The organism is Pseudomonas sp. KBS0707 (assembly GCF_005937945.2).
GTDB classification, from domain to species: Bacteria; Pseudomonadota; Gammaproteobacteria; order Pseudomonadales; family Pseudomonadaceae; genus Aquipseudomonas; species Aquipseudomonas amygdali.
The window spans coordinates 2,946,915-2,967,629 of the sequence record NZ_CP041754.1 but is presented as its reverse complement, the minus strand read 5'-3'; the positions used below and the strand labels follow the sequence as shown (position 1 = coordinate 2,967,629).

Genomic DNA, 20,715 nt, shown 5'->3' with positions numbered 1-20,715 from the left:
AGATGCGTTACAAGCAAAGCGCCTTTACCAAGCGCTTACTTTCGATAAACGTATGAAGCACAAACAAAAAAACGGCCTGAGCGGATTCAGGCCGTCGAAGTGTTGCGGAAAGTTACTTAAGCACAGCCAATGCAGCGTCGTAGTCGGGTTCGTTAGCGATCTCTGATACCAATTCGCTGTGCAGCACTTTGTCGTTTTCGTCCAGAACAACCACCGCACGAGCGGTCAGACCTTTCAGTGGACCGTCTGCAATTGCAACGCCGTAATGCTCGCTGAAATCGGCAGCGCGGAAAGAAGACAGGTTTTTGACGTTTTCCAGACCTTCGGAGCCGCAGAAGCGGGACTGGGCAAACGGCAGATCAGCAGAGATACACAGAACAACGGCATTGCTCAGCTCGTTTGCCTGGGCGTTGAACTTGCGTACCGACGTTGCACAGGTCGGTGTATCGACGCTCGGAAAAATGTTCAGCACCTTGCGCTTGCCAGCGAAGTCAGCCAGGGTCTTGTCGACAAGACCTTCACCCACCAGTGTGAAGGCAGGTGCCTTGCTGCCGACTTCAGGCAGCTTGCCATTGACTTGAACAGGGCCGCCTTTGAGGGTTACTTGAGCCATGAAACACATTCCTTTTTTGAGATGAATAAAAGAACCGGAAGTTAAACACGAAAGTGTGCCGTGTCCTATATAGGATAATTCCGAATTTTCTCAGGAAACCAGTCTGTCCCTGATATCTGGGTGGGCACATAATTCCACGAGCCAATCGACGAATACCCTGATCCGTCGTGACAACTGGCGATGAGGTGGGTAAAGCACCGTCAACGCCAGCGGCGGCGGACGATGCAACCGCAGCACCTCGACCAGTATGCCGCTGCGCAACTGTGCGGCGACATGGTAACGCGGCACCTGTATCAGGCCGAAACCCGCCTCGCAAGCCGCTACATAACCGTCGGCACTGTTGACCGAAATAGAACAGGCCAACGCTTGATCGACCTCCACGCCATCGGCCATAAACTCCAGACCATAGCGTTTGCCGGTGCTGGTCGAGAAATATTCGATTACCTGATGTTGCGCGAGGTCCGGCAGGTTCAGCGGCGTACCGTATCGCTGCAGGTACTCGCGACTGGCGCAAGTGATCTGGGTCAGGCTGCCCAGCGGCCTGGCGACCAGCGTTTCGTCCAGTGCTGCTCCGGCGCGCAAGACACAGTCCACGCCCTCGCGGATCAGGTCGACCGGTCTGTCGCTCATGCCGATTTCCAATCGGATCTGCGGGTAGCGCCGGGCAAATTCAGGCAGCGCGGGTATCACGACCATGCGCCCCAGGCTCACCGGCAGGTCGACACGCAGCAGCCCCTTGGGCTCGGCCCCCGCCGCTGAGAAGGACGCTTCGGCGTCGTCCAGATCGGCCAGCAGGCTTACGCAGCGCTGGTAATAGGCCTTGCCGTCAGGCGTGGTGCTGACCTGACGCGTAGTGCGCTGCAAGAGCTGCACCCCCAGGTGAGCTTCCAGTTGTTTGATCAGAATCGTCACGGATGCACGGGGCATGTGCAGGCTCTCGGCCGCCTTGGCGAAACCGCCCAGCTCGACGATACGGGTGAACACGCGCATGGCGTTGAATCGATCCATGATTACCGGCAGCCTGAATAGAGAGAGCGTGTGATGGGTCACACTGTTTTAACAGGGTAAACCGGTTGAACGCAGGCCAGTGCCATTACAGCCGCTGGCCAGTATTCAGAAGTCTCTTTTATAGAAAATATCCAGCGAACTGGCAACACCGCTTGCCGCCTCCAGGTACACGCGCTTGCTGAGCAGATAGCGCAACGCAATGGTATTGGCCGGTTCAAACACGCCGACACCATAACGCAGGCTGAGCTTCTCGGTGATTTTGCCGCTGGCAACCACATTGGTCTTGTCGCCGGTTCCCGAGGTATCCAGCTCGAAGTCCTTGATACCCAGATTGTCCGCGAGCTTGCCGGTGGTCGACGAGCTACCGGCAACGCCAAGCGCCAGTGCAGCCTGAGCGACCATGTTGTTGTCTTCGCCCGAGGTACTCAGCGGTCTGCCCATGACCAGATAGGAGAGCGCCTGCTCCTGGCTCATCGCGGGTTCGGAAAACACTTCGGTGGTGGGTTGCTCGGCACTGCCGGTCAGACGAATGCCTGCGATCACGTCATCTGTCTGGCGAATGGCCTCGATATCCAGATAGGGCTGGTCCACAGGGCCTGCAAACAGCAGGCGCGCCTTGCGGATGGTCAGCCGCTGCCCGTAGGCACGGTAACGGCCGTCGTTCAGGTTCAGCTCACCACGGGTGTCCAGGTTGTCGCCAATGTGCACCCTTCCGACCAGATTGGCAGTAAGCCCAAAACCGCTGAAGGCGAGCTTTTCCTGACCAACCTCCACATCGATATCCATGGCCACTGCCAGCGGTGGCGCGCCCTCCTCGGTCTGCTGCCCGACGATCACCGTATCGCCCGAGAGCTTGACCGTAGACGGCGGCAGCTCACGCACGGTGATCGCCCCCTTGGGCACCAGCACCTTGCCGGAAATGGCCAACCGCTCACCCTGCATGGAAATTTTCAGGTCAGGCGCTACCTCCACTTCCGCGTAGGGCTCGACATTGATCGGCAGACGCGCGCCCTTGAGGCTCACATCAACGTTCAGATTCTGCCCCCAGGCCACCTGACCGCCAATGCTCCCCTGCCCGGTGCTGCCACTTTTCCAGCCACCGGTGAGCTGTACGCTCTCTCCGGCGATCAACGCCTGCACCTTGAGGTCATGCAGTTCCATCGGCAACTCGGCACCCGCCACTTCACCACCTTCAAGTGTCACGCTGCCGTTGACCAGAGGTGCCAGCAAGCTGCCTGACAATCGGCCATTGCCGTTCAGGCGGCCATTGAGTTTCTGCACCATTGGCGCAAAGGGTCGTGCCACCGAGATGTCCAGCCCGGAGAGACTGAAATCGCCTGACAGAGGCTTGTCTCTGGCCAGTGGATCGATCTGCGCATTGAGCAGTAACCGGCCCAGCTTGCCGCCTTCGAAATCCAGACGCGTATCGATACGTCTGGGTGCCAGTGTGGTGTTGAGTTTGAGTGTCTGATACGGAAAGTCCAGCCACTGGTCTTTGTTGCGCACCCGCAGCGTGCCGCCTCCGGCATCAATCGTAACCTTGCCGGAGGGGCCCGCTGCGGGAAGATCAAGCTGAACGTCGGCATTCAGCGCGCCCTGCCAGGCAAAATCCTTTGGCATCCATTGCGCCAGGCTGTCGAGCGGAAAGTTCTTCAGCTGATATCGCAAACGTGGCTCCGGCATCAGTCGTTGATCGCCACCGCACAGGCTGGAGGCACCGGACAGCCAGCAATGCGCACCGAAGTTCAGCCGACCATCGGCCAGGCGTTCAATCTTCGCCGGTTGCTGCAAACGCCAGTTCTGTCCGCCGCTCTGTACGGTGCCGCTGGCCAGCCGACCGCGCCAGTCGCCCTTGTCCAGGCCGCCGTCCAATGCGATCGCAAGCTTGAGCAACGGCCCTTGCAGGTCCAGCTTCAATTGTTGCGCCTTGAGCGTACCCTGACCGTCCACCAGCAACGTCCCCAGCCCGGTGTCGCCGGCCTGAATGCCAACGCCCTTGACGTTGATGGTCGCGCGCTGCGATTGATCCAGGCGGGCATTGAGAGTCAGGCTTTGCAGACGATTGTCCTGCAAGGCGAGCTGACTGCCCTGCAATGCCAGTTGCCCTTGCGGTGCCTGAAGCGTTCCTGTCAGGTCGAGCCTGCCTTTGGCCTGCCCCTGCAAGCGTGGCCACAACTGAGCCAGACGCGGCAGGTCAAGATCCAGCTGCCCTTTGAGACGCTCCTGCAAACTGCAATTACCCTGAACCCGGTTGTCACCCAATCGAATGTTCACATTGCTGACATTCCACTGCTGATCACGGCCGTCAGCCTTGGCTTGCAGCAGCGCAGGCTGGCCACGCAGACGTCCCTTGAGGTCCAGGTCGGCAGTCAGTTCAAGCTTCTCGTTGACCCGTTGACCTTTGCTGCGCAAGGGCCCTGCCAGTGTGCCGGGCAATTCGGCAACCCAGAATGAAGGGTCCAGCGCGCTCAGATCAAGTGCAGTGTCCCAGCCGAAGCCATTGGCAAATTGCAGGTTCAGAAAACCGCTGGCCTTACCCTGCCCTGCGACCAGCTCCAGTTGCGGCAGATGGACTTCCTGCAAATTGCCGCTGAAGGGACTGATCAGCGTGAACGCACCAGCAGGTCCTTTGAGGCTGGCGTTGAAATTGCCAAGATAATTGCCGTCCGTGTAGGAAATCTCACCTTTGAAGGCGTGCAACGACACTTGCGGTTCGGACGCCAGCGGATACAGACGCTGCCAGGGGAAATCCAGCCAGTCGATGCTCGCATCAGCCGAGAAACCACTCTGCCAGTTCAACGTGCCGTTGATGGCCAGACGCTGTTGATCGTTGGCGGCCAGATCAAGCGCTGCAATGGTTGCCCCGTTGGCATCCGCACGCCCCTGCAACGACAACGCTACAGGGCCTTTTTCTGCGGGCAGGCTGGCAGTGCCGTTGATCTGGTAACCCGAGTCGAGATCGCCTTCGGCAGTCAACAGCAGCTGGTCGAGTTGCAGGGTATCGGGCAATGCTGCGCTGGGTTTGAAATGTTCTGTAGTCAGTTTCAATCGTGCTGGCACATGCTCGGCCAAAGGTTGCAGCTCACCGGTCAGTTGCCCTGGTAGATAGCCGCTGCTGTCCGCCTTGAGTTGCAGGGTTTTGAGCACGTCACCGTGAATATCCAGCGCCAGCGTCCAGGGCTGACCGTCCTGTGGCGGCAGTTGCAGTTGACCTTTTACGCTCAATGGCCAGTCGCCCTCGGGCTTCAGCAGACCATTGAGGTCCAGCACCAGCGCATCACGTTGCAGGTGCGCGCTGTCGATTTGCAAGCCTTCGGCGGTCCAGTGCGCCGCCAGCTTGAGGTCGCGCAGCTGTTCGACGCCATCCAGTTGCATGCTGCCCAGCTGTATATCACCCAGTTGCAGGGCGAGCGGCAACTTGACGGCTGGCAAATTCATGGGGTCTTCGTCGCTCGGCGCACTGCTTGGAGGAAAGCGCAGCAGTACTTGACCCGCGTGCAGGCGATTAATGCATAAGGTCATCTTCAGCAGGCAGGCTGGCGTCCAGGCGAAATCGACAGAATGCACCTCGACACGGTCTGCGCCTTGCTGCCACACCAGGCGCTCGGCACTCCACTGCCCGCCCAGGCGGCCCTGAAAGTTTTCCAGTTGCACGCCGGGCACGCGAGCCAGCGCCCACCGGCTGCCTGCCTGGGTTCCAATCAACACCCCGACGCTGACGATCACCAGCAGCAGTAACGCGATCACGCTCAGTCCGGCAATCTTTGCGCCACGCCTGATGTTCATCCTGTTCAAAGTTCCGGCCCCATCGAGAAGTGCAGGCGAATGCCACCGTCGTCATCCAGCGCGTGCGCCAGATCGAGACGCAGCGGACCCACTGGAGATACCCAGCGCACCCCAAAACCGACGCCGGTTTTCAGGTCTGGCTTGTCCAGACTGTTGAATGAGTTGCCCTGATCGATGAAAGTCGCGAGCCGCCATTTATCGGCAATGGAATACTGGTACTCGACGCTCCCGGCAAACATGTAACGCCCACCAATGCGGTCGCCGTCCGAGTTGGTCGGTGACAGTTTCTGGTAGTCATACCCTCGTACGCTTTGATCGCCACCGGCAAAAAAACGCAGCGACGGCGGTATCGAGGTGTAACCGTCAGTCAGGTTGCCACCCAGTTGCACGCGCCCGAGAAAGCGATGGTTCTGAGCGACTGTCGTCAGCCCTTTGAGCAGCACATTGGCATGCACCAGATTGGCATCCGACAACATGCCCTCCTTGGCCACCTGGGTGTCGAACTGTAAACGGTAGCCCTGGTGGGGATCGATACTGTTATCGCTGCGCAGGTACGAATAACTGATGCCGGGCATTAGCATCGTGCTCAGACCCGAATCGTCGCCCAGCCGGTATTCTTCACGCTGCCATTTCAGTGAGATAACCCGTTCCCAGCCGCTGGGCAGTTTGCTGTGCCATTCGGGCCCGGCAGTCAGCAGCTTGCTGAGGCTGTCGGTTCCAGCAATCTCTTCATATTGATAGCCACCGGCATAACGCAGTTTATCGGTCAACGGCGGATCGAGCGGCACGTCGTACCACAGGCCGACATTCTGCCGAGGCGCGGATATTTCCGATTCGAACCCGTAGCTGTGCCCTTGTGGATTGGCCCAGTGTCGTGTCCAGTTGGCTTTGCCACGCGGACCGACATCGGTTGAGTACCCCAGGCCAAGGCCCATGGTTCGGGGTTTACGGGTTTCAAGCTGAACGGTTACCGGAATGACCTGATGGTCAGCTGCGGTAGGCGCGGCATCGACCCGCACGCCTTCAAAATAGCCACTGCCCTGCATGGCCTGGGTCAATTCGGCGATCAGTTGTGAATCGTAAGGAGTATTTTCCTTGAACGGCACCATGCGCTTGAGCAAATCGTCATCGAAAGGCGCATTGCCACTGAACATGACCTTGCCCAGCGAGTAGCGCGGACCACTGTCATAGACCAGCTCGATGTCGGCAAGCCCGGCTCGCGGGTCAATAGCCAGGCGCTGGCTGGTAAAGTGGCCGCTGAAAAAGCCGTAACGCGACGCCTGATTCTGGATCAGGCGTTTGGCATCCTCATAATTGCCATGATTGAGCACCGCGCCGGTTTTCAGCGCGTCGCTTTTGGGTACCCGAAAGGCTTTCAACGATGCTGCCGGACCCTCGACGCGGATTACCACCTTGCGCAGGTGAATCGGCTCGCCCGGCTGGATGTTGATCACTAGGCGCGGCTGGTCAGCGTCCTTGATCTCGCTGTCGATCTGCGCCTGATAATAGCCAAGCGCCTGAGCCGCTTTCTCTGCCTGCTGTTCGGCACCCAGACTGAAGTTACGCAACGCCTGAACGTCACGCTCGCCCAGGTCCCCCACATACCCTTCGACGTTGGCCTTGAGTTCCGGGTTGGCGGGCTTGATCCTGACGTCGAGGCGGGCCTGTGCAAGCGCCGCTGCACTCATGGTCATCAGAAACAGGCTGCTGAATAGTCTGAAAAGCTTCATGGGCGTAGATGCTAACACGATCAACGGGCCGCACTGGAAGCCCACGAATTGTTGGAGATTCAGACCGTTACGTCAGGCACCGGCAGTGAAACCTGAGGATTGGGGTGAAAAAACACATGCTCTCGGACAGGTCCTACCGCAATCTCGCCGATTTCCTCATAGCCTTGACGCTTATAGAACTCGAGATAACGAGGATTTCCCGTGTCTACGACGATGCCCTGAGAGCGCTCATCCACCGCGCACCAATCGTGCAACGCCCCAAGCAGTTGTTCGCTCAAATCCTGCCCCAGCTTCTGACCCTGAAATTCCGGATCCAGGCCTATCAACGGCAGCACATGCACGGTTTCGGACGGAACACAGGCCAGCACCGCGTTGTAATAAGCCAGATAACGCTGGGTGCAACCAAGGCCGGTGTCCATCACCATGCGCAGACGCCAGGCCCAGCTTTCAGTGACGCCCAGACGACGTTGCGGTGGCGCGATCAGCGCTACGCCGACCAGCCGATCCTGCAGAAACAGACCGAGTGCAGGCTGGTCTTGCAGGAAGTGTTGTTTGACCAGTTGGCGGATGGTCGCCAATACGCGTTGCTCATATCCCTCGCGCTCGGCATTGAACAGATAGGCGAACGTCGGATCGTGCCGATAGGCCCTGAACAGCAAGGAGCGGGTTTCACGGGAATAACCACTGTCGAGTTGACGAACTTCACCCGTGATGGCAGCAGGTAGGGACATAAAGGGCCTCGTGTTAACGGAACTGCGTCTGGCGCAGCAGTTTTGGCAAGCAGGCTTTCGAGTGATGGCACTTGATAACAGTTCCAACGATTTGTCCGGGCCTGTGTTCGCGTGGTGCCTTACACGGTGCTGGTCCTGAAACCACGGGTCAGCTAGCATCGCTGTTTGTTTTTGCTCAGGACCGCCGTTTTATGAAAATCGTCTCGTTCAACATCAATGGTCTGCGCGCTCGACCTCATCAGTTGGCGGCGCTGATCGACAAACATCAGCCTGACGTAATCGGCCTTCAGGAAACCAAGGTTTCTGACGAGCAGTTCCCCCACGCGGAAGTCGAAGCGCTGGGCTATCACGTGCATTTCCACGGTCAGAAAGGCCATTATGGTGTTGCCCTGCTATCACGCAATCCTCCGCTGGCCCTGCACAAGGGTTTTGAAGGCGACGACGAAGAATCGCAGAAGCGCTTCATCTGGGGCACTTATGCCGACAGCAATGGGCAGCCGGTCACCATCATGAATGGCTACTTTCCGCAGGGCGAGAGCCGTGATCACCCGACCAAATTTCCAGCCAAACAGCGTTTTTACGAGAATCTGCAGACCTTGCTGGAGAGCCATTTCAGCAACGAGCAGCCGCTTATCGTGATGGGTGACGTAAACATTTCTCCGCAGGACTGCGACATCGGCATCGGTGCCGACAACGCCAAACGCTGGCTGAAGACCGGCAAGTGCAGCTTTCTCCCCGAAGAGCGCGAGTGGATGGAACGCTTGAAAAACTGGGGCCTGGTGGACAGTTTCCGTCATCTGTATCCTGAAGTCGTCGACCGATTCAGCTGGTTTGACTATCGCAGCCGCGGCTTTGAAGACGAACCCAAGCGCGGCCTGCGCATCGACCTGATCATGACCTCTACCGGCCTGCAGCCACGCATCAAGGCGGCCGGGGTGGACTACGATTTGCGCGGCATGGAAAAGCCGTCGGACCATGCGCCGATCTGGCTGGAACTGAACTGAAAAAGCGCCCTATCGTGCGATCCGGCTTTATGCATAAACGGGTAGCGTGTGCAGTGGTCGAGCAATCGTCATATTCCGGAAATCTTTCTGTCTTATTCTCCCGGCACCCTCCCGTGACTCATGGTGACGCCGATGTTGCGCGCTTTGCTAACGGCGCTGACTCTGTCGAGCGCCACCCTGCCCGCCCTTGCGCTGGCGGCACTGCCGCTGCCCGCAGGTGAAATACCGGCCTTGCGCATTCAAGGCTCAAATACCATCAATGCCCAATTGGGCCCCGCACTGGCTGAAGGGTTGATGCGCCAGCAAGGCCTGCAATCAGTGCAGACTGTTGCCGGCAATGTCATGAATGAACAGCGCGTCGTCGGCACTACCGCCGCAGGGCAAACGGTCAGTATCGAAATCGCCGCACATGGTTCAGGCACCGGGTTTACTGCGCTCAAAGCAGGTAACGCCGAAATTGCCGCCTCTTCACGACCTATCAAGGATCAGGAAGCCAAGGACCTGGCTGGCTTGGGCGACCTGAAAAGCGCAGCAAGCGAGCAAACCATTGCCATCGATGGCGTTGCTGTGATTCTGCATCCAGGCAATCCGGTCAGACAGCTGGATACGCTGCAGCTGGCGCGCATTTTCAGCGGGGAAGTCAGGGACTGGGCCGAAGTGGGTGGAAATCCGGGAGCGATTCATCTTTATGTTCGCGATGAGAAGTCCGGCACCTATGAAACATTCAAGGACCTGATACTTGTAAAATACGGCAAGAACCTGTCCGGCACAGCCGCGCGCTTTGAATCCAGCGAACAGCTCTCCGACGACGTCAGCAAGGACATCAATGGCATCGGTTTTATCGGGCTACCATCCATCAGGCGGGCCAAAGCGGTGGCCATTGCCGATGGTGACTCCAGACCGATGCTCCCGACTGTCAGTCTGATTGCCACCGAGGATTATCCTCTGTCGCGACGGCTCTACTTTTATGTGCCCACCTCAACTCATCAACGCTGGGCGCAGGCGTTGGTCCGTTTCGCGCAGAGCGCCGAGGGTCAGGCCATCGTCGCACAGAGCGGCTTTGTCGCGCAGACCGTGCAGGCACTCAAGGTGCAGCCTACTGCGCAGATGCCTGCGGACTATCAGGCGCTGGCGCGCAAGGCCGAACGCCTGTCGGTCAACTTTCGCTTTGCCCAGGGCAGCGCGAGGCTGGACAACAAGGCGCAGCAGGACCTCAAGCGGGTAGCGGAGTACCTGAAAACCAGCGATAAGCTCAATCAACATGTCACGCTGGTCGGCTTTGGTGATGCCAAAAGCGACCCGGCTCGCGCAGCCCTGCTCTCAAGGCTGCGCGCCATGGCAGTGCGCCGCGAGCTGCTGAAAAGCGGCGTGACATTTCGCGACATCGTTGGCCTGGGAGATGAGATGCCGGTAGCCACCAATGAGATCGATGACGGCCGGATCAAGAACCGTCGGGTCGAAGTCTGGGTGCAGTAGCCTGGGCGCAATTATCGACTACCAGTTCAGGACTGGCTGCGCTCCCTGTCTGCCGGCAGATATTTGCCCAGTTCATACTTGCCGACAGCGGCGCGATGTACTTCATCCGGGCCGTCTGCCAGACGCAGTGTGCGCTGCATGGCGTACATATAGGCCAAGGGGAAATCATTGGAAACACCCGCACCGCCGTGCATCTGGATCGCCCGATCGATGACCTTCAGCGCCACGTTCGGCGCTACCACCTTGATCTGCGCGATTTCGCTTCTGGCGACCTTGTTGCCTGCTGTGTCCATCATGTAGGCAGCCTTCAGGGTCAGCAGGCGGGCCATATCGATCTCCATGCGCGAATCGGCGATCCTGTCGATATTGCCACCCAGCCTGGCCAGCGGCTTGCCGAAGGCAACCCGGTCTACGGAGCGTCTGCACATCAACTCAAGTGCCCGTTCGGCCATGCCGATGGAGCGCATACAGTGGTGAATGCGGCCTGGCCCCAATCGGCCTTGGGCGATTTCAAAGCCGCGCCCCTCACCCAGCAAGACGTTTTCAAACGGCACCCTGACGTTATCGAAGACCACTTCGGCATGCCCGTGGGGCGCGTCGTCGTAGCCGAACACAGGCAGCGGCCTGACAATCTTCACGCCCGGCGTGTCGACCGGGACCAGAATCATCGAGTGTTGCTGATGGCGCGGCCCGTCAGGATTGCTCAGGCCCATGAAAATCAGGATTTTGCAGCGCGGGTCGCAGGCACCGGAAGTCCACCATTTTCGACCATTAATTACCCATTCATCACCATCGCGCTCGGCGCGCGCGGCCATATTGGTGGCGTCCGATGACGCCACGTCGGGCTCGGTCATGGCAAAAGCAGAACGAATTTCGCCGCGCAGCAACGGTTCCAGCCAGCGAGCTTTCTGTTCCTCGCTGGCATAGCGAACCAGCACCTCCATGTTGCCGGTGTCAGGCGCAGAGCAATTGAACGGCTCGGGGCCCAGCATCGAACGCCCCATGATTTCCGCCAGCGGCGCGTATTCCAGATTGCTCAGGCCGGCACCGAGCGCAGACTCCGGCAAAAACAGGTTCCACAACCCCTCAGCCCTTGCACGGGCTTTCAGTTCTTCCATGATCGCGGTGGGCTGCCAGCGGTCGCCTTCGGCCACTTGCTGTTCGAAAACCGGCTCGGCCGGATAAACGTATGCATCCATGAACGCGGTGACGCGCTCACGCAATGCCTGCACCTTCGGGGAATACGCGAAATCCATGGGCCACTACCTTCTCGATCAGGGTGTCGAATGCATGATCCTGATGCTAGAGAAACGCCGTACATTTATCTAATCTATTCTCGGCGTGTATAAACATTCATAACCGATATATGATCCATCACCGCTGCGGCGTCCCCAGCCTGCCGAACAGCGAATCAAAATAACAGCACGAGGCGCCCATCAATGAACCTGAGCAAGGTCGATCTCAATCTTTTCATTGTCTTCGACGCCATCTACACCGAAACCAATCTGACCCGGGCCGGGCAGATCGTCGGCATTACCCAGCCTGCGGTGTCCAACGCTCTGGCGCGGCTGCGAGAGACCTTCAACGACCCGCTGTTTGTGCGAACGGCCCAAGGCATGGTGCCGACACCGATGGCGCAAAACATCATCGGCCCGGTGCGCAGTGCACTCTCATTGCTCAGGGTCTCGGTGCAGGAAAGCCGTATATTCAACCCGTTGCAGGCCAACAAGAATTACCGCATCAGCATGACCGACCTGACCGAGGCCGTGATCCTGCCGACGCTGTTCCAGCGGCTGCGACGCCTTGCGCCTGCAGTGACCATCGAAAGCTTTCTGTCCAAGCGTCGGGAAACCACCAAGGAGCTGGCTGCCGGGCGCCTCGACTTCGCCGTGGATGCACCGCTCAATACCGACCCGCAGGTTCGCCACGTCAAACTGATGGAAGACCGCTATGTGTGCGGCATGCGCAAGGCGCATCCGCTGGCAAACAAGGCCACGTTGACGCTGGATGATTACATGAGCCAGGCACACATCCATATTTCCAGTCGGCGTAGCGGACTGGGGCACGTGGACCTGGCGTTGGGCAAGATGGGCATTCAGCGCAGGATTGCGTTGCGCTCGCAGCATTACCTGATGGCGACACAGGTCCTGCAGCAGACTGATATGGTCATGACCATACCTGAACGCTTCGCCCGCCGTAACGATTTGCACTATGTCCACTTACCGGTCAACGATGTGCCTTCGGTCGAAACCCATCTGTACTGGCATGAAAGCACTGATCAGGACCCAGCCAACCGCTGGATGCGCGAACAGATCATCGAGCTTTCACAGCGGGTCGTGGCGCAGGAACAAGGCCTCGAGAAAGCATGAGATAAAAACACCAAGCCATTGTTTTTAAATTAAATATTTGAATTTGTTAAAGTCATTTCTAATTTGGCAGGCGCAGCTTGGCGCGCCTTGACAACACGACTTCTGCTTGACGCTTACGTAAAGCACGCCGTAGGTTGAGTGCTGAATATCTCGTTGAGCGACACCATGAGCAGTCAGACTTACAGCATTTCCGAGCTCGCCCGTGAGCTGGATATCACCACCCGCGCGATCCGCTTTTACGAAGAGCAAGGCATGCTCAGCCCTGAACGCAAGGGACTGGAGCGCATCTACACCGCCCGTGACAAAGTCACCCTGAAACTGATCCTGCGCGGCAAGCGCATTGGTTTTTCGCTGGCTGAATGCAAGAAACTGATCTCGCTGTACGACCCTGCCGGTGACAACCAGAAGCAGTTGCAGACCATGCTCGGCAAGATCGCCGAGCGCCGTGAACAGCTCGAACAACAATTGCTGGACATCCGGCAAATGCAACTGGAGCTGGACACCGCCGAAGAGCGTTGCCGGGCTGCGCTCGATAAAACTGCTGCCACTTCACACTGACCACCAAAAGGCACTGCCATGTCTCTTCCACAAAAGGTAAATATCGTTGAAGTCGGCCCGCGTGACGGCCTGCAGAATGAAGCACAACCGATCAGTATCGACGACAAGGTGCGCTTGGTGGATGACCTGACGGCAGCCGGACTGAGCCACATTGAAGTCGGCAGTTTTGTCTCGGCCAAATGGGTGCCGCAGATGGCTGGCTCCGCCCAGGTGTTCGAAAATATCCAGCGGCGTGAAGGCGTTATCTACTCTGCCCTGGCACCCAACCTGCGCGGGTTCGAAGATGCGTTGGCGGCCGGCGTCAGAGAGGTCGCGGTGTTTGCAGCGGCAACCGAAGGGTTCTCGCGGCGTAACCTCAATTGCTCGATCAGCGAAAGCCTGGAGCGCTTTGCGCCCATCATGGCGGCGGCGCGGATGCATGGTGTGCAGGTTCGGGGTTATGTGTCGTGCGTGTTGGGCTGCCCTTATGAGGGCAGTGTCTCGCCGCAGCAGGTCGCAGCCGTCGCCAACGAACTCTACGCGATGGGTTGCTATGAAGTTTCGCTGGGCGACACCATCGGCACCGGCACGCCGGGGGCCACGCGAGCGCTGTTCAACGCCGTCTCAGCGCAGATCCCGCGAGGCAAGCTTGCCGGACACTTCCACGACACTTACGGTCAGGCATTGGTGAATATCTACGCCAGCCTAGAGGAAGGTATCCAGGTCTTCGACAGTTCCGTGGCAGGCCTGGGCGGCTGCCCGTACGCCAAGGGTGCCAGCGGCAATGTTGCCACTGAGGACGTGCAGTACATGTTGCAGGGCATGGGCATTGAAACCGGGGTAGATCTGGACCAGGTCATCGCCGCAGGCCAGCGCATCTGCGGCGTACTGCGACGCAGCAATGGCTCGCGCGTGGCCAGGGCCCGGCTGTCTGCGTAACGACTGTCACCTGTCGGTAACAGGGTGCGACAACTTGTCACACAGTGTTACCCTGCCCCGAGTCCAGTCGAGACAAACGGGTAACACAGAAACACTCGGCAACTGAATCAGATGGCCCGATGCCCGAAAAAGACGTTCAGCTCCCGGTATTACGGGGCTTTTAAAAAACTGGCACGGGTCCTGCTATATTCTTTGTACAACAAAAATAAAAACACGCAGCAACCCAATAAAAACAACACGTACCGGCTCTGACACAACAAGAACAACACGGACAGAGACGTAGCTAACAGATTTTTTTGGAGTGGACAGCTTTTCTGAACTGCTTGCCTTGCAAGTCGTTCTGCAGCCAGACAGAGAATAACAAAACTGCCCTGAGGCAGCTCCCGAACTGGTTGGATCACATGATGAAAGCTTGATCAGCGCTCAAAAAAATACGTTTGCTCTTGGTCCCGCATGCGGACCGCTCAAAAAAGCAGTAAAGGGCCAGGTCGCAAAAAACAACAACAGGCCACCCGAAAAACAAAAAAGAGCATAGAGACATACCTTGAAGGGGAGCCCAGGCTCCCCTTCGTGCTTTCCAGCGTTTGCTTTTGCCTCCCGACTCTCCCCCACCCTCTGCGCACAAGCCTGATTGACAGCACATATCCGCAGGTTTACGTTAACGTAAAGGTCATAGTCAATCCGCATAGAATCATCTCCAAGAATAAAACAGGAACGCTACCCATGAGTTACCCCAGCCTGAACTTCGCCCTGGGCGAAACCATCGACATGCTGCGCGACCAGTTGCAATCCTTCGTCGCCGCAGAGCTTGCCGCGCGCGCCGCGCAGATCGACAAGGACAACCTGTTCCCAGTCGACATGTGGCGCAAATTCGGTGAGATGGGCGTGCTCGGCATCACGGTCAGCGAGGAATACGGTGGCGCAGGCCTGGGTTATCTGGCGCATGTCGTGGCGATGGAAGAAATCAGCCGTGGCTCGGCATCGGTGGCACTTCCCTACGGCGCACATTCCAACCTGTGCGTGAATCAGATCAACCGCAATGGCAGCCCGGCGCAGAAAGCCCGATACCTGCCCAAGCTGATCAGCGGCGAGCACATTGGCGCGCTGGCCATGAGCGAACCCAATGCAGGCTCGGACGTGGTATCGATGAAGCTGCGCGCCGACAAGCGTGGTGATCGCTATGTGTTAAATGGCAGCAAGACCTGGATCACCAACGGTCCGGATGCCAACACCTATGTGATCTACGCCAAGACCGACCTGGAGAAGGCAGCCCATGGCATCAGCGCATTCATCGTCGAACGCGACTGGAAGGGCTTCTCGCGCGGCAGCAAGTTCGACAAGCTGGGCATGCGCGGTTCCAATACCTGCGAGCTGTTTTTCGATGATGTCGAGGTGCCCTAAGAGAACCTGCTGGGCGCGCTTGATGGTGGTGTCAGAGTCCTGATGAGCGGCCTCGATTATGAACGCGTCGTGCTCTCTGGCGGGCCGACCGGAATCATGCAGGCCTGCATGGACGTGGTGGTGCCCTACATTCACGACCGCAAGCAGTTCGGCCAGAGCATCGGCGAGTTCCAGCTGATTCAGGGCAAGGTCGCAGACATATACACCCAGCTTAACGCCAGCCGGGCCTATCTGTACGCCGTCGCCCAAGCCTGTGATCGTGGCGAGACCACGCGCAAGGACGCAGCGGGCGTGATCCTCTACAGCGCCGAACGCGCCACGCAGATGGCGCTGGATGCCATCCAGATTCTGGGCGGCAATGGCTACATCAACGAATTCCCGACCGGTCGACTGATGCGCGACGCCAAACTCTACGAGATCGGTGCAGGCACCAGTGAGATCCGGCGCATGCTCATCGGTCGCGAACTGTTCAACGAAACCCGTTGATTGCGGAGCTACCATGACCATTCTGCAGACTCGCATCAACGCCCGCTCGCCGGAATTTGCCCTTAATCGCACCACGCTGCTCAAGCAGGTCGAAGAGCTCCGTATGTTGCTGAGCATCGTTCGCCAAGGCGGCGGGCCCAAGGCCCAGGAGCGTCATACGTCACGCGGCAAGCTGCTGCCGCGCGAACGTATCAACCGTCTACTGGACAGCGGCTCGCCGTTTCTGGAAATCGGCCAACTGGCCGCCCATCAGGTGTATGGCGAAGAGGTTCCAGCCGCTGGGGTAATTGCCGGTATTGGCCGGGTCGAGGGCGTCGAGTGCATGATCATCGCCAACGACGCGACGGTCAAAGGTGGCTCCTATTACCCGCTGACCGTCAAAAAGCACCTGCGCGCGCAGACCATCGCCCAGCAAAACCGCCTGCCGTGCATCTACCTGGTGGACTCCGGTGGTGCCAACCTGCCGCGCCAGGACGAAGTGTTTCCGGACCGAGAACACTTCGGGCGAATCTTCTTCAATCAAGCCAACATGAGCGCACAAGGCATTCCCCAGATTGCCGTGGTCATGGGTTCCTGTACCGCAGGCGGGGCCTATGTTCCGGCCATGGCCGACGAAGCGATCATGGTGCGTCAGCAAGCCACCATCTTCCTCGCAGGCCCGCCACTGGTAAAAGCTGCCACCGGAGAAATAGTCAGCGCTGAAGACCTGGGCGGTGCCGATGTGCATTGCCGCACCTCCGGGGTGGCCGATCACTATGCCGACAGCGACGAGCACGCGCTGGCATTGGCGCGACGCAGCATCGCCAATCTGAACTGGCGCAAGCGGGGTCAACTGAACACTGTCACACCGATTGCGCCGTTGTACGCAAGCGATGACCTGTACGGCATTATCCCGGCCGACACAAAGCAGCCGTTTGACGTACGCGAAGTCATCGCGCGGTTGGTGGATGGCTCGTTACTGGATGAATTCAAGGCGTTGTTTGGCACCACGCTGGTCTGCGGCTTCGCTCGCCTGCATGGCTACCCGATCGCGATTCTAGCCAACAATGGGATTCTGTTCGCAGAAGCTGCGCAAAAAGGCGCGCACTTTATCGAACTGGCCTGCCAAAGGGGAATTCCCCTGCTGTTTCTGCAGAACATCACCGGTTTCATGGTCGGTCAGAAGTATGAAGCCGGGGGCATCGCCAAGCATGGTGCCAAGCTGGTGACCGCCGTGGCCTGCGCGAAGGTGCCGAAATTCACGGTCATCATCGGCGGCAGTTTCGGCGCAGGAAATTACGGCATGTGCGGCCGCGCCTACGACCCGCGCTTCCTGTGGATGTGGCCCAACGCGAGAATCGGCGTGATGGGCGGCGAGCAGGCAGCGGGCGTGCTGGTGCAGGTCAAGTGCGAGCAGGCGGAACGTGCCGGCCAGGCCTTCAGCGCCGAGCAGCAGGCCGAACTGAAGCAGCCGATTCTCGATCAGTACGAGCATCAAGGGCATCCTTATTACTCCAGCGCCCGACTGTGGGACGACGGAGTCATCGACCCGGCACAAACCCGCGACATTCTTGCGCTGGCCCTGTCCGCCTCGCTCAATGCGCCCATCGAACCTACCACCTTCGGCCTGTTCCGGATGTGAGGCGGGAAATGACCATGACTTCGACCTCGTTCGCGACCATAGAGTTGATCACCGACCCACGTGGTTTCGCCACGCTGTGGCTAAATAGACCGGACAAGAACAATGCCTTCAATGCGCAGATGATTCGCGAGTTGATCCTCGCGCTGGACCAGGTGCAAAGTGATGCCGGCCTGCGCTTTCTGCTGGTGCGCGGGCGTGGCAGGCATTTCAGCGCCGGTGCCGATCTGGCCTGGATGCAGCAGGCCGCAGAGCTGGACTACAACACCAATCTGGATGATGCCCGTGAACTGGCAGAGCTGATGTACAGCCTCGCCAAATTGAAAATCCCGACGCTTGCGGTGGTGCAAGGTGCAGCGTTCGGTGGCGCGCTGGGCCTGATCAGTTGCTGCGACATGGCCATTGCGACGGCAGATGCGCAGTTCTGCCTGTCAGAAGTACGCATAGGTCTGGCTCCAGCGGTTATCAGTCCGTTTGTGGTACAGGCCATCGGCGAACGCGCCGCGCGGCGCTACGCCCTGACCGCCGAGCGTTTCGATGGCCAGCGAGCGCAGCAGATGGGGCTGATAGCTGAGTGCTACCCGGCTGCCGACCTGCAAGCCCGCACGCAGGAGTGGATCGACAACCTGCTGCTCAACAGCCCGCAGGCCATGCGAGTCAGCAAGGAGTTGCTGCGCGAAGTCGGTAGCGGCGAACTCACACCCGCATTGCGTCGCTACTGTGAAAGCGCCATCGCGCGCATCCGCACCAGCGCCGAAGGCCAGGAAGGCCTGCGCGCCTTCCTGCAAAAACGTACACCCGGCTGGCATCCACACGGCAATCAAACGCCAGCAGCGCTTGCAGCCCGGCAAGAATCACAGAAGGACTCGCAATCATGAGCACCCCCGAGCTGACCACGCTGTTGATCGCCAACCGTGGTGAAATTGCCTGTCGTATCATGCGGACCGCGAAAACCATGGGGCTCACCACAGTCGCCGTGCACAGTGCCATTGACCGTGACGCACGGCATAGCCGTGAGGCTGATATCCGTGTGGACCTTGGAGGCAGCAAGGCAGCAGAAAGCTACCTGGCGATCGACCAGCTTATCGATGCGGCCAATGCAAGCGGTGCACAAGCGATTCACCCCGGCTACGGTTTTTTGTCCGAAAATGCCGACTTTGCCCGTACCATTGAAGAGGCAGGGCTGATTTTCCTCGGCCCACCCGCCTCGGCCATCGACCCCATGGGCAGCAAATCTGCCGCCAAGTCGCTGATGGATCAAGCTGGCGTGCCATTGGTGCCTGGCTATCACGGCGACGCACAGGACATCGAGACGTTCCGCAGCGCCGCCGAACGCATCGGTTACCCCGTGCTGTTGAAAGCCACGGCAGGCGGTGGCGGCAAAGGCATGAAGGTTGTGGAGCACAGCGGCGAACTGGCCGAAGCGCTGGCCTCTGCGCAACGCGAGGCGCTCTCATCGTTCGGCGACGCGCGAATGCTGGTGGAGAAATACGTCCTCACTCCGCGCCACGTCGAGATTCAGGTGTTTGCCGACCGCCATGGTCACTGTCTCTACCTCAATGAGCGCGACTGCTCCATTCAGCGCTGACATCAGAAGGTCGTCGAAGAAGCACCTGCGCCCGGCCTGACACCCGAACTGCGCAAGGCCATGGGTGAAGCGGCGGTCAAGGCCGCACAGGCCATCGGCTACAAGGGCGCAGGCACGGTGGAATTCCTGCTGGACGCGCGCGGCGAGTTTTTCTTCATGGAGATGAATACCCGCCTGCAAGTCGAGCACCCGGTGACCGAATACATCACGGGCCTGGATCTGGTGGAATGGCAGATTCGGGTGGCCAGAGGCGAACCGCTGCCTATTACTCAGGAACAAGTGCCACTGATCGGTCACGCCATTGAGGTCCGGTTATACGCCGAAGACCCGGCCAACGATTTTCTGCCTGCGACCGGCACGCTGGAACTCTACAGAGAATCCGCGTCCGGCCCCGGCAAGCGTGTCGACAGTGGCGTTAGCGAGGGTGACAACATTTCACCCTTCTATGACCCCATGCTCGGCAAACTGATTGCCTGGGGCGAAAACCGTGAGCAGGCCCGTTTGCGCCTGCTCGCTATGCTGGATGAGTTTGCAGTGGGCGGTGTCAGAACCAACCTCGCATTTTTGCGCAGAATCATCGCCCATCCAGCGTTTGCCGCCGCGGAACTGGATACCGGCTTCATCCCCCGCTATCAGGATAAATTGCTGCCGCAAACGGGTGAACTGTGTGAGGAACTCTGGCAGGCCGCCGCCGAGGCCTTCAGCCAGAGCGAACCGGCACGTGTCGATCAAGACGACCTGCACTCGCCCTGGGCGGTCACGACAGGCTTTCGTGCAGGCCTGCCTGCGGAGACGGATCTGCGGCTGAGCTGCAATGGTCAAACCCGAACCGTCTACCTGCGCAACAGCAGCGACTCACCATTTAAACTCGGCAACGAGCATCTGACTGTCGAACACAACGGCGTGCGCCGCTCGCATCTGGCGATACGCCGTGGCGGTACGCTTTACCTCAAATGGCAAGGCGACCTGCACACCATCACGCGACTGGACCCCATCGCGCAGGCCGACCTCAGCGATAGCCAGCATGGCGGCCTGACCGCCCCCATGAATGGCAGCATCGTGCGCGTGCTGGTTGAAGTGGGTCAGGCGGTCGAGTGCGGGGCGCAACTGGTGGTGCTGGAGGCCATGAAGATGGAACACAGCATCCGCGCTGCCAGTACAGGCGTCGTTACAGCGCTTTACTGCCATGAGGGAGAGATGGTCAACGAAGGCGCAGTACTGGTGGAACTGAACTGATCACCAGCGACGGCCGCGCATGAAAACACCCTGAACAGTCAGGGCGTTTTGCGCAGCAGAGAACGGCTTAGGTTCTGTACGAAAAGTCGGCGAGCGAAGGTCAGGCAAGGCAAAAACAGGCGAGGAACGGCCGGGGTCGCGCTCGACTCTACGTGTTGTAAATGAGCATTCCGATCGAACTCGCGCTCGAGCC

13 protein-coding genes and 3 pseudogenes are annotated in these 20,715 nt (G+C 59.0%); 9 read left to right on the top strand and 7 right to left on the bottom strand.

Annotated features, from left to right (window positions below; translation table 11 throughout):
* Positions 1–112: 112 nt before the first annotated feature.
* The 5 genes from tpx to FFH21_RS13995 all read right to left on the bottom strand — a co-directional run bounded on the left by tpx (position 113) and on the right by FFH21_RS13995 (position 7,868).
* Positions 113–613, bottom strand: a complete 501-nt coding sequence (tpx, locus tag FFH21_RS14015) for a thiol peroxidase (RefSeq protein ID WP_011168694.1) — start codon at positions 611–613, stop codon at positions 113–115.
* 90 nt (positions 614–703) lie between these two features.
* Entirely contained in the window at positions 704–1,621 is a 918-nt protein-coding gene (locus tag FFH21_RS14010) for a LysR family transcriptional regulator (protein ID WP_011168693.1), read from the bottom strand.
* Positions 1,622–1,726: 105 nt separating this feature from the next.
* Positions 1,727–5,407: a translocation/assembly module TamB domain-containing protein gene (locus FFH21_RS14005; protein WP_011168692.1), complete on the bottom strand. Its 3,681-nt coding sequence runs from the start codon at positions 5,405–5,407 to the stop codon at positions 1,727–1,729.
* Positions 5,408–5,412: 5 nt separating this feature from the next.
* Positions 5,413–7,137: an autotransporter assembly complex family protein gene (locus FFH21_RS14000; protein ID WP_011168691.1), complete on the bottom strand. Its 1,725-nt coding sequence runs from the start codon at positions 7,135–7,137 to the stop codon at positions 5,413–5,415.
* A 59-nt stretch (positions 7,138–7,196) separates the two neighbouring features.
* Positions 7,197–7,868, bottom strand: coding sequence for an N-acetyltransferase (locus FFH21_RS13995; RefSeq protein WP_004658826.1), 672 nt, complete (start codon positions 7,866–7,868; stop codon positions 7,197–7,199).
* A gap of 191 nt (positions 7,869–8,059) precedes the next feature.
* On the opposite strand from FFH21_RS13995, the gene xthA reads away from it, so the two are divergent.
* Together xthA and FFH21_RS13985 are read left to right on the top strand one after the other, a co-directional pair.
* Positions 8,060–8,872 (top strand): exodeoxyribonuclease III, encoded by an 813-nt coding sequence (xthA, locus tag FFH21_RS13990; RefSeq protein WP_004658827.1) that lies wholly within the window; start codon positions 8,060–8,062, stop codon positions 8,870–8,872.
* Between the two features lie 132 nt (positions 8,873–9,004).
* Complete coding sequence (locus FFH21_RS13985; RefSeq protein WP_054073023.1) at positions 9,005–10,348, top strand: substrate-binding domain-containing protein; 1,344 nt, start codon at positions 9,005–9,007, stop codon at positions 10,346–10,348.
* A gap of 26 nt (positions 10,349–10,374) precedes the next feature.
* Here the strand turns inward: FFH21_RS13985 and FFH21_RS13980 are convergent, their stop codons facing one another.
* The gene (locus tag FFH21_RS13980; protein ID WP_011168689.1) at positions 10,375–11,604 is read right to left on the bottom strand and encodes an acyl-CoA dehydrogenase; all 1,230 of its coding nucleotides are present in this window, start codon (positions 11,602–11,604) and stop codon (positions 10,375–10,377) included.
* 183 nt (positions 11,605–11,787) lie between these two features.
* Here FFH21_RS13980 and FFH21_RS13975 point away from each other — a divergent pair, with 183 nt between their 5' ends.
* From FFH21_RS13975 to FFH21_RS13965, 3 genes are all read left to right on the top strand, one after another.
* The gene (locus FFH21_RS13975; RefSeq protein ID WP_011168688.1) at positions 11,788–12,717 is read left to right on the top strand and encodes a LysR family transcriptional regulator; all 930 of its coding nucleotides are present in this window, start codon (positions 11,788–11,790) and stop codon (positions 12,715–12,717) included.
* A gap of 165 nt (positions 12,718–12,882) precedes the next feature.
* The gene (locus FFH21_RS13970) at positions 12,883–13,275 is read left to right on the top strand and encodes a MerR family DNA-binding transcriptional regulator (protein WP_011168687.1); all 393 of its coding nucleotides are present in this window, start codon (positions 12,883–12,885) and stop codon (positions 13,273–13,275) included.
* 18 nt (positions 13,276–13,293) lie between these two features.
* Positions 13,294–14,193 (top strand): hydroxymethylglutaryl-CoA lyase, encoded by a 900-nt coding sequence (locus FFH21_RS13965; protein ID WP_011168686.1) that lies wholly within the window; start codon positions 13,294–13,296, stop codon positions 14,191–14,193.
* A 283-nt stretch (positions 14,194–14,476) separates the two neighbouring features.
* On the opposite strand, the pseudogene FFH21_RS30590 reads toward FFH21_RS13965, so the two are convergent.
* Positions 14,477–14,734, bottom strand: a pseudogene (locus FFH21_RS30590) (hypothetical protein).
* A gap of 182 nt (positions 14,735–14,916) precedes the next feature.
* Here FFH21_RS30590 and FFH21_RS13955 point away from each other — a divergent pair.
* The 4 genes and pseudogenes from FFH21_RS13955 to FFH21_RS13940 all read left to right on the top strand — a co-directional run bounded on the left by FFH21_RS13955 (position 14,917) and on the right by FFH21_RS13940 (position 20,522).
* Positions 14,917–16,080, top strand: a pseudogene (locus FFH21_RS13955) (isovaleryl-CoA dehydrogenase).
* Between the two features lie 13 nt (positions 16,081–16,093).
* Positions 16,094–17,701: a carboxyl transferase domain-containing protein gene (locus FFH21_RS13950; protein ID WP_011168685.1), complete on the top strand. Its 1,608-nt coding sequence runs from the start codon at positions 16,094–16,096 to the stop codon at positions 17,699–17,701.
* Positions 17,702–17,715: 14 nt separating this feature from the next.
* Positions 17,716–18,576 carry a gamma-carboxygeranoyl-CoA hydratase gene (locus FFH21_RS13945; RefSeq protein ID WP_011168684.1) on the top strand — a complete coding sequence of 287 codons (861 nt, stop codon included), beginning with the start codon at positions 17,716–17,718 and terminating at the stop codon, positions 18,574–18,576.
* Positions 18,573–20,522: pseudogene (locus FFH21_RS13940) on the top strand (biotin carboxylase N-terminal domain-containing protein). Before FFH21_RS13945 ends, FFH21_RS13940 begins: the two are co-directional and overlap by 4 nt.
* Positions 20,523–20,715 lie beyond the last annotated feature (193 nt).

What these genes read in the sequence shown, in the direction of transcription:
- tpx (WP_011168694.1), bottom strand. Translation starts at nt 613, where the DNA reads ATGGCTCAAGTAACCCTCAAAGGCGGCCCTGTTCAAGTCAATGGCAAG.
- FFH21_RS14010 (WP_011168693.1), bottom strand. Translation starts at nt 1,621, where the DNA reads ATGGATCGATTCAACGCCATGCGCGTGTTCACCCGTATCGTCGAGCTG.
- FFH21_RS14005 (WP_011168692.1), bottom strand. Translation starts at nt 5,407, where the DNA reads ATGAACATCAGGCGTGGCGCAAAGATTGCCGGACTGAGCGTGATCGCG.
- FFH21_RS14000 (WP_011168691.1), bottom strand. Translation starts at nt 7,137, where the DNA reads ATGAAGCTTTTCAGACTATTCAGCAGCCTGTTTCTGATGACCATGAGT.
- FFH21_RS13995 (WP_004658826.1), bottom strand. Translation starts at nt 7,868, where the DNA reads ATGTCCCTACCTGCTGCCATCACGGGTGAAGTTCGTCAACTCGACAGT.
- xthA (WP_004658827.1), top strand. Translation starts at nt 8,060, where the DNA reads ATGAAAATCGTCTCGTTCAACATCAATGGTCTGCGCGCTCGACCTCAT.
- FFH21_RS13985 (WP_054073023.1), top strand. Translation starts at nt 9,005, where the DNA reads ATGTTGCGCGCTTTGCTAACGGCGCTGACTCTGTCGAGCGCCACCCTG.
- FFH21_RS13980 (WP_011168689.1), bottom strand. Translation starts at nt 11,604, where the DNA reads ATGGATTTCGCGTATTCCCCGAAGGTGCAGGCATTGCGTGAGCGCGTC.
- FFH21_RS13975 (WP_011168688.1), top strand. Translation starts at nt 11,788, where the DNA reads ATGAACCTGAGCAAGGTCGATCTCAATCTTTTCATTGTCTTCGACGCC.
- FFH21_RS13970 (WP_011168687.1), top strand. Translation starts at nt 12,883, where the DNA reads ATGAGCAGTCAGACTTACAGCATTTCCGAGCTCGCCCGTGAGCTGGAT.
- FFH21_RS13965 (WP_011168686.1), top strand. Translation starts at nt 13,294, where the DNA reads ATGTCTCTTCCACAAAAGGTAAATATCGTTGAAGTCGGCCCGCGTGAC.
- FFH21_RS13950 (WP_011168685.1), top strand. Translation starts at nt 16,094, where the DNA reads ATGACCATTCTGCAGACTCGCATCAACGCCCGCTCGCCGGAATTTGCC.
- FFH21_RS13945 (WP_011168684.1), top strand. Translation starts at nt 17,716, where the DNA reads ATGACTTCGACCTCGTTCGCGACCATAGAGTTGATCACCGACCCACGT.